Source organism: Maribacter luteocoastalis (assembly GCF_048890225.1).
GTDB lineage: Bacteria > Bacteroidota > Bacteroidia > Flavobacteriales > Flavobacteriaceae > Maribacter > Maribacter luteocoastalis.
On the sequence record NZ_JBMFZG010000010.1, the window covers coordinates 121,613 to 132,653 of the forward strand.

At 36.5% G+C, this 11,041-nt stretch carries 9 protein-coding genes; all 9 read left to right on the forward strand.

The genetic code is table 11. The features are described 5' to 3' along the window. Positions 1 to 25 precede the first annotated feature (25 nt). The 9 genes from ACOCEA_RS16440 (at position 26) to ACOCEA_RS16480 (ending at position 10,928) form a co-directional block, all read left to right on the forward strand. Complete coding sequence (locus ACOCEA_RS16440) at positions 26 to 1,342, forward strand: N-acetylmuramoyl-L-alanine amidase family protein (RefSeq protein WP_420757362.1); 1,317 nt, start codon at positions 26 to 28, stop codon at positions 1,340 to 1,342. 56 nt (positions 1,343 to 1,398) lie between these two features. Then, a complete protein-coding gene (locus ACOCEA_RS16445) occupies positions 1,399 to 2,361 on the forward strand; it encodes an MlaD family protein (RefSeq protein ID WP_420757363.1) in 963 nt (320 codons plus the stop codon). Between the two features lie 3 nt (positions 2,362 to 2,364). Next, positions 2,365 to 3,693: a 4Fe-4S dicluster domain-containing protein gene (locus tag ACOCEA_RS16450; protein WP_420757364.1), complete on the forward strand. Its 1,329-nt coding sequence runs from the start codon at positions 2,365 to 2,367 to the stop codon at positions 3,691 to 3,693. 10 nt (positions 3,694 to 3,703) lie between these two features. Then, positions 3,704 to 4,495: a (Fe-S)-binding protein gene (locus ACOCEA_RS16455; RefSeq protein WP_420757365.1), complete on the forward strand. Its 792-nt coding sequence runs from the start codon at positions 3,704 to 3,706 to the stop codon at positions 4,493 to 4,495. A 51-nt stretch (positions 4,496 to 4,546) separates the two neighbouring features. Next, entirely contained in the window at positions 4,547 to 5,029 is a 483-nt protein-coding gene (locus ACOCEA_RS16460) for an ABC transporter ATPase (protein ID WP_420757366.1), read from the forward strand. 95 nt (positions 5,030 to 5,124) lie between these two features. Then, a complete protein-coding gene (locus tag ACOCEA_RS16465; RefSeq protein ID WP_420757367.1) occupies positions 5,125 to 8,025 on the forward strand; it encodes a serine hydrolase domain-containing protein in 2,901 nt (966 codons plus the stop codon). A gap of 17 nt (positions 8,026 to 8,042) precedes the next feature. Continuing rightward, positions 8,043 to 9,182, forward strand: a complete 1,140-nt coding sequence (gene bshA, locus ACOCEA_RS16470; protein ID WP_420757368.1) for an N-acetyl-alpha-D-glucosaminyl L-malate synthase BshA — start codon at positions 8,043 to 8,045, stop codon at positions 9,180 to 9,182. Then, a complete protein-coding gene (locus ACOCEA_RS16475; RefSeq protein ID WP_420757369.1) occupies positions 9,175 to 9,621 on the forward strand; it encodes a hypothetical protein in 447 nt (148 codons plus the stop codon). Before bshA ends, ACOCEA_RS16475 begins: the two co-directional genes overlap by 8 nt. Positions 9,622 to 9,746: 125 nt before the next feature. Continuing rightward, on the forward strand, positions 9,747 to 10,928 hold the full coding sequence (locus ACOCEA_RS16480) for an OmpA family protein (RefSeq protein WP_420757370.1): 1,182 nt from the start codon (positions 9,747 to 9,749) through the stop codon (positions 10,926 to 10,928). The last annotated feature ends 113 nt before the right edge of the window (positions 10,929 to 11,041 follow it).

Sequence of the window (11,041 nt, forward strand, 5' to 3'; positions counted from 1 at the left end):
CCAGGGCTTTAAAACCCATATGAATATGAGAATAAAGACATTTATAGTCATCTTAATTTTAGTACTATCATTACCCTTATCGTCTTATAATACGCCAAGTGGGTTGGCGAAACCTATTGATCCGTTTGTAGTGGTTTTGGATGCAGGCCATGGAGGGCATGATCCCGGAAATTTAGGAAATGGGTATCTGGAAAAAAATATTGCACTGAATATTGTACTTAAAGTTGGTGAAATATTATCGGCAAATAAGGATATTAAGGTGGTATACACGCGTAAGGACGATACTTTTATAGACCTTTTTGTAAGGGGAGAAATTGCAAATAAGGCCAACGCGGATTTGTTTGTTTCCGTACATTGCGATTCGCACACTTCCGATGCCCATGGTGCCGGCACATTCGTTTTAGGTTTGCATGCCAACAAACAAAACTTTGAAATTGCAAAAAAGGAAAACTCGGTTATTTATTTGGAGGATAATTATGAGACCAGATATGCGGATTATGATATTAACTCACCAGAGTCTGTTATAGGACTTACTATTATGCAGGAAGAATTCTTGGATCAGAGTATTGCTCTTGCAAAAAACATTCAGGATAATTTTTCTGGGAAGTTAAAAAGGAACGATAGAAAGGTGAAACAGGCGGGTTTTATCGTACTGCATCAAACTTTTATGCCTAGTGTATTGGTAGAAACAGGGTTTTTGACCAACAAGGACGAAGGGTCTTATCTAAACTCTAAAAAAGGCCAATCGGAAATGGGTTCTGCAATAGGACAGGCAATCCTAAAATATAAGACGGAATATACTACTATTTCCCAGGCTACCACAACACCAATAGAAAGTTCAGTTGCCGAGGAGAAAAAAGATATTTCCGAAGAGAAAATGGAGATTGGGCAACCGACCGTTATTACACTTAACGATAACGAAGTTAAAAAACCAAAAGAGGAAGTGACTGATGCTGTTAATAAAGTAATAGCGTCTGCTGAAAAGGATACCGGGGTTAACGCTGATGAGTCCAAACCAAAGGTCATTGAAGAAGTTATAAAACCCGTTGATAAAACTGGGTTGCCAATGGAAAATTCAAAAATTGTGTTCAAGGTACAACTAATGGCAAGTGCTAAGGAATTACCATTGGCACCTGAAAATTTTAAGGGATTGGGTATGATTTCCAAAGAACCTTTTAAGAATCTTTATAGGTATATGTACGGTGAAACACGTTCTTATAGAGAAGCTAAAATGCTTCATTCCAATGCTGCTAGTTCTGGGTATCCAACCGCATATATTGTAGCATACAAGGAAGGGACAAGAATTTCACTTCCAGAAGCATTGAAAGAGGTTTCACAATAAAGGCATTTAGTGTAATAATAATTTCTAATTTTGTTAGGAATCTTAAAACTATCTTATTGAGACTATCCAGAGAACTAAAAACAGGTATAATTGTCATAGGTGGAATACTTTTGTTCCTTTTAGGATTTAGTTATTTAAAATCCACACCTCTTTTTGATAATAGCAAAACACTATATGCGGTTTACCCCAACGTTGGTGGCTTACAAGTGGGAACACAGGTTTCTATTAATGGCTTTGGGGTAGGTAAAGTGAACGATATTAAATTTAAGGATGCACAAGGTAACCTTATCGTTACTTTTACCGTCAGCAATGATTTTAAATTTTCTAAGAACAGTACTGTACAACTTTATGATACTGGTATTATTGGGGGTAAAGGGTTACAGATTACCCCTCTTTTTGATAATTCAAGAAACATACAAACAGGTGATACCTTGGCTACTGAGACCAAACCAGGTTTAACAGAATTAGCGCAACAAAAGTTAACACCTCTTTTTAAAAAGTTTGAATCTGCTGTTACCGATGCGGATTCTGTACTTATTAATGTGAACAATGTCTTGGATACTAAAACAAAGAAAGATTTGCAAACGGCAATCAATGGTTTAAGTGAACTAATGACAAGCCTTAATGGTAGTGCAATAGTTTTAAATCAATTATTAAATAATAATAAGGGTAAATTAGATAGTTCATTAACCAACTTTGAAACCCTTACCGATAATTTTGCTAAGCTTTCCGATTCTTTGAACAATGCGGGACTTGGAAGTACCATTTCCAGTTTAGAATCTACCATGGCCAATTTGGATAAGGTTATTTCCAAAATTGAAAATGGTGATGGTACATTGGGCAAGTTAATGAACGATGAGGAACTATATGGTAATCTTAATAGTGCATCAAGAGAACTAGATCTCTTATTACAGGACTTTAGATTAAACCCGAAACGCTATGTAAATGTATCTGTTTTTGGAAAAAAACAGAAAGAGTATATGGTTCCAGAAGAAGATCCAGCAGAGAAAATACAATAATTTATGCAGTACTTACCTAATATCCTATTTGTTTTATTACTTATTTGTGGAATAGGGTTTTTTATAAAAAATGTAGGAAGGTTACGCCGTAATATACTTCTGGGGAAGGATGTTGATGTAAGCGATGAAAAACCAGTACGTTGGCGAAACATGGTTAAAATTGCCTTGGGTCAAACAAAAATGGTGGTAAGGCCAGTCCCAGGAATCTTACATATTATCGTTTATGTTGGATTTATTATTATAAATATTGAAGTTCTGGAAATTATTGTTGACGGTATCCTAGGATCTCACAGAATTTTCGCTGGAGCAGGCAAATTGTATGATGTGCTTATTGGTTCCTTTGAAATTTTGGCCCTACTGGTGGTTATTGCCGTTATCATATTTTGGATTCGAAGAAATTTAATAAGATTACAGCGATTTATTAAACCAGAAATGCAAGGATGGCCAAAAAAGGATGGTAATCTAATTCTCTATATTGAGTTGGTGTTGATGATGTTGTTCCTAACCATGAACGCTGCCGATTTTCAGCTGCAACAATTAGGTTCGGAGCATTATGTACAGGCGGGTTCTTTTCCTGTTAGTGCGTATTTAGGTGCTTTTTTTGAAGGAATGTCCGAGTCTAATTTAATTATTCTTGAACGAACCGCTTGGTGGTTGCATATATCAGGTATATTATTTTTCCTGAACTATCTTTATTATTCAAAACACCTTCATATTTTATTGGCTTTCCCAAACACATACTATGGGAAAGTAACCCCAAAGGGCCAATTTAAAAATTTAGAAGCTGTAACCAATGAGGTTAAATTAATGATGGACCCTTCCGTAGATCCATTCGCTGCTCCTGCAGAGGAGGATATCTCTGAACCAGGTAAATTTGGCGCTTCTGATGTACGAGATTTAAATTGGGTTCAGTTGCTTAATTCCTATACCTGTACTGAATGTGGTAGGTGTACCAGTGAGTGCCCGGCCAACCAAACAGGCAAAAAGTTATCTCCTCGAAAAATTATGATGGATACCCGTGATAGGTTAGAGGAAGTAGGTAAGAATATAGACAGCAATAAGGGTACTTTTAAGGAAGACGGTAAACAATTATTGGATAATTACATTACTAGGGAAGAATTATGGGCCTGTACATCATGCAACGCTTGCGTAGAGGCTTGTCCAGTAAGTATTGATCCTTTGTCCATCATAATGGATATGAGACAATATTTAGTAATGGAACAGTCCGCAGCACCATCAGATTTAAATAATATGATGGCCAATATAGAAAATAACGGTGCTCCTTGGCCATTTAATCAAATGGATAGGTTGAATTGGAGCCAAGAATCATAATAGAAGCAATATGTCGAGTGAATTAAAAGTACCAACCATGGCAGAAATGTTCGCTGCTGGCGAACAACCAGAAGTATTGTTTTGGGTTGGATGTGCCGGTAGTTTTGATGATAGGGCCAAAAAGATAACCAAGGCATTTGTTAAGATATTAAATAAGGCAAAGGTGTCTTTTGCCGTGTTAGGTACAGAAGAAAGTTGTACGGGCGATCCAGCAAAGAGAGCTGGTAACGAATTTCTTTTTCAAATGCAGGCAGTTACAAATATAGAGGTAATGAATGCCTATTCCGTGAAAAAGGTGGTTACCGCTTGTCCGCATTGCTTTAATACCTTAAAAAATGAATATCCAGGATTGGGCGGTTCATATGAGGTTGTACACCATACCCAATTTTTAAAGGAATTATTAAATGAAGGGCGTATTACAATGGAAGGGGGAACCTTTAAAGGTAAGCGTATCACTTTTCATGACCCTTGTTACTTAGGTCGCGCCAACGGCATATATGAAGCTCCTAGGGATTTAATCCGCAAATTGGATGCTGAGCTTGTAGAAATGAAAAAATGCAAGCAAAAGGGGCTGTGTTGTGGTGCAGGAGGAGCGCAAATGTTCAAGGAACCGGAAAAAGGGGATAAGGATATCAATATTGAGCGCACAGAACAGGCATTAGAGACTAAACCAGAAATAATAGCTGCAGGATGTCCCTTTTGTAATACGATGATGACAGATGGAGTGAAAAATAAGGAAAAAGAAGATGCTATAGCAGTCATGGATATTGCAGAACTTATTGCCACTGCAGAGGATTTATAGAAAAGTGCGATGGTTTTATACACTTTTGAACTAAAGCAATAATTCATAGTTATGTTAGTAGATTTTAAGGGATTACCTGATTCTTCCAGGATTTGGATATATCAGGCAAGCAGATCATTCACAGAGGAGGAAATCGTAGAGATAAAGTCAGAGATGGACACATTCATCCAAAATTGGACCGCCCATGGCCAAGATTTAAAATCAGGTTATGAAATCAGGTACAATCGCTTTTTAATCATTGGCTTGGACCAAAGCGCACAATCTGCCACGGGGTGTTCTATAGATTCATCGGTGCATTTTATTCAGGAATTGGAGAAGAAATACAATGTTGGCTTGTTGGACAAAATGAATGTTTCATATAAGCAAGGCGAGTATATCGCCTATAAGAACCTAATCGACTTTAAAACGATGGCTAAGCAAAAGGCTATTTCTAAGAATACCATTGTTTTTAATAATTTGGTAGCGACAAAAGGGGAGTATGAAGAACATTGGGAAGTTCCTGCCTCAGAGAGTTGGCACTCGCGTTTTTTTTAATCCTAATATTGTGTTAATCCCTATTTTTATTAGGTTTTATCGATGAAATGCAATAATTTTCAGGGTTTTGTGTTATCTCCTTACAGTTTAAATCCATGCGGCCATATCTACTTATTTTAATTACATTAATAGGCCTTAACAAGGTGCTTGGTCAAAATCCACTTGTGGCCACTGATACCCTTTCCCAGTCAAAATGGGTAAATGAGTTATATGATAATATGACTTTGGAAGAAAAAATTGGCCAGCTTTTTATGGTGAGTATTTCCTCCAATCAAAATACAGAGGGAATAAAAGACCTTATAAGGGAACATCATATTGGTGGTGTTATATTTTCCAAAGGAGGTCCAGTAAGACAGGCTAATTTAACCAATGCGTATCAAGAAGTTTCTAAAATACCTTTATTGGTAGGAATGGATGCAGAATGGGGCTTGTCTATGCGTTTGGATTCTACCTATGCCTTTCCATGGAATATGACCTTGGGGGCAATTTCTGACAATTCGGTTATTGAAAAAGTAGGTCATCGAATTGGGTTGCATGCCAAAAGATTAGGGGTTCATATAAATTTCGCACCGGATATTGATATTAATACCAATCCTAAAAATCCTATAATTGGAAATCGTTCATTTGGTGAAAATAGAGAAGTGGTAGCTGAAAAAGGTCTGGCATTTATGAAAGGAATGGAAAGTGCCGGTGTTCTTTCTAGTGGTAAACATTTTCCGGGACATGGTGATACCGCTGTAGATTCCCATCATGATCTTCCGATTATTCCTTTTTCACGAGAACGTTTGGATAGCTTAGAAATGTATCCGTTCAGAAAATTGATTAATGAAGGTTTAAGCAGTGTAATGGTTGCTCATTTGGAGGTTCCTTCATTAGAGTTACAAAAGGGATTGCCATCATCATTATCAGAACAAATAATTTCGGGTGTCCTTAAGGAAGAACTAGGGTTCAAAGGTTTGATTTTTACGGACGCCTTAAATATGAAAGGAGTAACTAGTTTTGGTGTCGAGGGAGAAGTAGAACTAAAGGCATTTATTGCAGGTAATGATATGTTGTTAATGCCAAAGGATATTCTTAAAGCAAAACAAAAATTAGTAGAGGCATATACTAAGGGGAGAATTAGTGAGAACAGGCTGTCATTTTCTGTAAAGAAAATATTAATGGCAAAATATAAAGTAGGCCTGCATGATTATAATCCTATAGCGCTCGAGAATCTTATTGATGATTTAAACGCTACGGAAGATGACCTGGTTTATGAAGAGGCGATTGAAAATGCCATTACTATAGTTAAGAATAGGTTCGACTTATTGGGTATTAAAAATTTACAGAACAAAAAAATAGCCTACGTAAAGTTTGGGGACTCATCAAATGACGCATTTATTAAAACACTAAATAAATATGCAGCGGTAACACAGGTCAATGGGGATGATATTGAGACCATAAAAAATAGGCTTTCTGAGTATAACTTGGTCATAATAGGTCATCATACAAGCAATGAAAGTCCATGGAAAGCTTTTGAGTTTTCCAAACAAGAGCTTTCTTGGTTACAGGAGATTGCTAATTTACGCACTTCAAACCTAGTGCTTTGTACCTTTGCAAAAACCTATGCACTAGCATCTATCGCTACTTTTCAGAATATAGATGCCGTTGTTGTTGCCTATCAAAATAGTGACATTGCCCAGCAAAAAACTGCTGAAATGTTATTTGGGGCTTTACCGGCTCTAGGTAAACTACCTGTTACAGCACATTCGGAATTTCCTAGCGGAACAGGAATACTTTTAAAACCCCTAAAACGCTTAGGGTACAGTTTGCCTGAAAGGGTAGGTCTAAGTTCCAGTGGTTTGGCCCAAATTGATCTTTTGGTACAAAACGGATTAGACAGTTTAATGTTTCCAGGAGCACAGGTATTGGTGGCCAGAAAAGGTAAAGTAGTTTATAGCAAAAGTTTTGGTAAACCAACATATGATTCAGATAATGAAGTTACCGATGATGATATGTATGATTTAGCGTCGGTGACCAAAATATTGGCCACATTACCTATGGTAATGAAAATGGAAGAGGAAGGCAAAATTGCACTAAACGATACTTTTGAAGAACTGGTACCAGGTTACTCAGATACAGAGATAAAAAGTGTAACTGTTTTAAAGGCCTTGTCACACTATGGTAGGTTGCCTGCATGGATTCCTTTTTATGTGCAAACGTTGGATAAAAACAGAAAACCCTCAAGAGAGTTTTATAGGAACGTCCCATCACCAGGTTTTTCAGTGAAAGTTGCGGACAATTTGTATTTGACAGATGCCTATAACGATTCAATTTATAATAGAATCGGAAGGCAAGATTTAAAATCCAATAGATATAGATATAGTGATGTACCTTATTTTGTTATGAAAAAGTACATAGAGGATACTTATAACCAAAGATTGGATATACTTGCGGATGATTTTTTGTACAAAAAAATTGGGGCTAATTTTACGAGCTACAATCCATTGGAGAAATTTTCTAAAAACAGCATAATACCTTCAGAGGAGGACCAATATTACCGATATCAAACCGTTCATGGTTATGTGCATGATATGGGCGCAGCAATGCAAGGGGGCGTAGGTGGTCATGCAGGATTGTTCAGCAATGCCAATGATGTTGCTAAAATAATGCAAATGTATTTACAAAATGGGTACTATGGTGGAACAGAATTTTTTGAATCTAGGACGGTAAAAAAATTCAACACCTGTTATTTTTGTGACAAGCATGTGAGAAGGGGAGTCGGGTTTGATAAGCCCCAATTGGAAAAAAGCGGCCCTACATGTGGGTGTGTTTCCCGTAAAAGTTTTGGACATAGTGGTTTTACCGGAACCTACACCTGGGCAGACCCTGATGAAGAAATTGTATATGTGTTTTTGTCTAATAGAACCTACCCAACGGCATCAAACACACTTTTAGTTAAATCTGGGTTAAGAACTAGGATTCAACAAGCAATTTATGATTCTATACTAAATTAAAGGGTATTTTTGTTGGAATGAAAATAGCTATAGTTTGTTATCCCACCTTCGGCGGTAGTGGTGTAGTAGCCACAGAATTAGGTATTGCATTGGCAAATAGAGGTCATGAAGTACATTTTGTCACCTATAGGCAACCCGTAAGATTAGAACTTTTAAATAACAATATATTCTTTCATGAAGTGCATGTGCCAGAATATCCACTGTTTCATTATCAACCTTATGAATTAGCGCTCTCAAGTAAGCTTGTTGATACAATTAAGCTCTACGATATTGATTTGTTACATGTACATTATGCCATACCACATGCTTATGCCGGGTATATGGCCAAGAAAATGTTAGAGGAGGAAGGTATTTTTGTGCCAATGGTCACTACCCTCCACGGAACGGATATTACACTTGTAGGAAAGCATCCATTTTATAAGCCGGCGGTTAGTTTTAGCATCAATCAGTCAGATATAGTCACCTCAGTTTCCGAAAGTTTAAAACAACAAACACTTGAAATTTTTGAGATCAAGGATAAGATTGAGGTAATACCAAATTTTATTGATGAACGTAAGTACGGTGTTTCGTTTACTGATTGTCAACGAGCTAATATGGCAAAGGAAGGGGAACGTATTGTTACACACATCAGTAACTTTAGAAAGGTTAAGCGTATACCGGATGTCATTATGGTTTTTGATAAGATCTTAAAGGAAATTCCAGCCAAATTAATTATGGTAGGGGAGGGACCTGAAAAAGAGAAGGCAGAACGCATATGTGAAGAATTGGGGATTTCCGCTAATGTCATATTTCTAGGCAATAGCAATGAGATAGATAAGATTTTATGCTTTTCCGACTTGTTTTTATTACCATCGGAGACCGAAAGTTTTGGTCTCGCCGCATTAGAGGCCATGATAAACAAAGTACCTGTCATTTCTAGCAATACTGGCGGTATACCCGAGGTTAATGTTGATGGTGTTACAGGGTATTTAAGTGGTATTGGGGAAATAGGGGAAATGGCTGCCAACGCCGTTTCTATTTTAAAGGATGATCTTATATTGGAAAAATTCAAACAAAATGCTTTTAAGGAAGCAAGGAAGTTTGATATTTTAAAAGTACTACCATTGTATGAGGAGGTTTATGAAAAGGCACTTAAGGAACGCTTTAAAAATGCGTAGTATCTTCAATTTAATTTCTGTACTTATAGTATGTAGTTTCGGTTCTTGTAAAAGCCAAAACAACACTGCTGCCAATCAAAGTTTAGAGGCCTATCAAATGGAGCTGATTCTAGAAGATAATTATGGCGGATCGGAAGTTGAAGAAACTTTTTTTATAAAAGATCAAAAATCCTTGGAAGATTTATATGGAAAAATAAATAGGACTCGTAAACCTGGTTTTCCGTTACCTATTATCGACTTTAAAAAGCACATGCTCTTTGTTTATAATGCAGGCAAAGGAAATCATGAAAATTGTACGCTATCCCTTTTGAAAATCACAAAGGATACTATGGTAATTTCCGTATTACGAGAAAAAAATGAGCAAAGAATTACGGCCATTGTACAACCGTTTAAAATATTCAAATTACCCATTAGTAAACGAAAAATCATACTAGAATAACTACACTTTTGTCGGGTAAATACTATCAATAATCTATCTAACGAATATTCTTACACTACAGGGAGGTTTTTTGCTCCTTAGTATCGGTTACATTAAATTTGCAATTGAAACCCAAATTAAATATAATGAATAAGACTTTTTTTCTATCCGCATTGTTATTCCTGATTCTAGTAAGTAGGGGATTTGCACAGGAGGAATTACAAATTACTTCAAAAGAAAGTATAGTACAAAGTTCTTGGATTATTGGTCTCGGTTATAATGCCGTAGATGATTCAGGTAACGTTTTTGATGGATTGTTTAACGTTTCAGATGAATGGAACATGTTGCCTTATCCGTCTAGATTATCTATTGGGAGATATTTTAAAAACGGGTTAGGGATTGAAGTGATCGGAAGTTACAACAAATATAAGGTGGGTAAAAAAATCGATGGTATTGTAAATTCAGTTGAGAGTAATTATCTGGGATTGGATGCGAGATTAACGTATGATCTAAACAAAATAGTTGGGGAGACAGGTTGGTTTGATCCTTATGTTGGTATTGGAGCTGGTTATACAGATGCAAATAATATAGGCCGGGGTACTTATAATGCCATAGTTGGTTTTAGGACATGGTTTTCTGATACTTGGGGCTTAGACTTTAATTCATCTGGTAAATGGTCAATGACAAAAGGAAATGGCTCAACAAACCATTTGCAACATGCTGCAGGTGTAGTTTACCAATTTGGAATTGAAAAAGGTCTTTCAAAACGAGGAGAAGAAAAATTAGCATTGTTGGCTGCTATAGAAAAGGAGAAGCAGCGACAAAACGATTCTATTGCCGAGGTAAATCGATTAAAAGAAGAGGTATTATTGGCAGAGCGATTGAAAAAAGAAAAGGAGGCCGCTAATTTAGCAGCTATGGAGAAAGCTAAATTGGATGCTGAATTGAGCAGGAAAAAGGCTATTGAGGACGAAATAAATGCCATGGGCTATGTGTACTTTAATTTTAACTCTTCCTATTTAACTGGGGGTTCTAAAACAACATTGGATAAATTATCAGAATTGTTAAAAAAGAATTCAAGCATAAAATTAAAAATTACTTCACATACAGATTCACGAGGTGCATCAAAATATAATGATTGGTTGTCTCAACGAAGGGTTGAAAGTACTCGGGATTACTTAATTTCTAAAGGTGTTCCAGATTCTCAATTGGCCATAGAGGCTTTTGGTGAAAGGCAATTACTCAACGAATGTGAGGATGGTGTATACTGTCCTGAAGATAAGCATAAAGTGAATAGACGTTCAGAATTCATAGTCATAGCGTATTAGTTAAAGTGAAAAAATATAAAGTCCTCTATAGGTTTACCTATAGGGGACTTTTATGTATTTCAAAAATCCGTAGAGGGTTACTCTAGAAATCTAAATTAGGTTTAAGGGATAAC

Bases quoted from the DNA above. Each gene is read 5' to 3' on its own strand.
- ACOCEA_RS16440 (WP_420757362.1), top strand. From the start codon at position 26: ATGAGAATAAAGACATTTATAGTCATCTTAATTTTAGTACTATCATTA.
- ACOCEA_RS16450 (WP_420757364.1), top strand. From the start codon at position 2,365: ATGCAGTACTTACCTAATATCCTATTTGTTTTATTACTTATTTGTGGA.
- ACOCEA_RS16455 (WP_420757365.1), top strand. From the start codon at position 3,704: ATGTCGAGTGAATTAAAAGTACCAACCATGGCAGAAATGTTCGCTGCT.
- ACOCEA_RS16460 (WP_420757366.1), top strand. From the start codon at position 4,547: ATGTTAGTAGATTTTAAGGGATTACCTGATTCTTCCAGGATTTGGATA.
- ACOCEA_RS16465 (WP_420757367.1), top strand. From the start codon at position 5,125: ATGCGGCCATATCTACTTATTTTAATTACATTAATAGGCCTTAACAAG.
- bshA (WP_420757368.1), top strand. From the start codon at position 8,043: ATGAAAATAGCTATAGTTTGTTATCCCACCTTCGGCGGTAGTGGTGTA.
- ACOCEA_RS16475 (WP_420757369.1), top strand. From the start codon at position 9,175: ATGCGTAGTATCTTCAATTTAATTTCTGTACTTATAGTATGTAGTTTC.
- ACOCEA_RS16480 (WP_420757370.1), top strand. From the start codon at position 9,747: ATGAATAAGACTTTTTTTCTATCCGCATTGTTATTCCTGATTCTAGTA.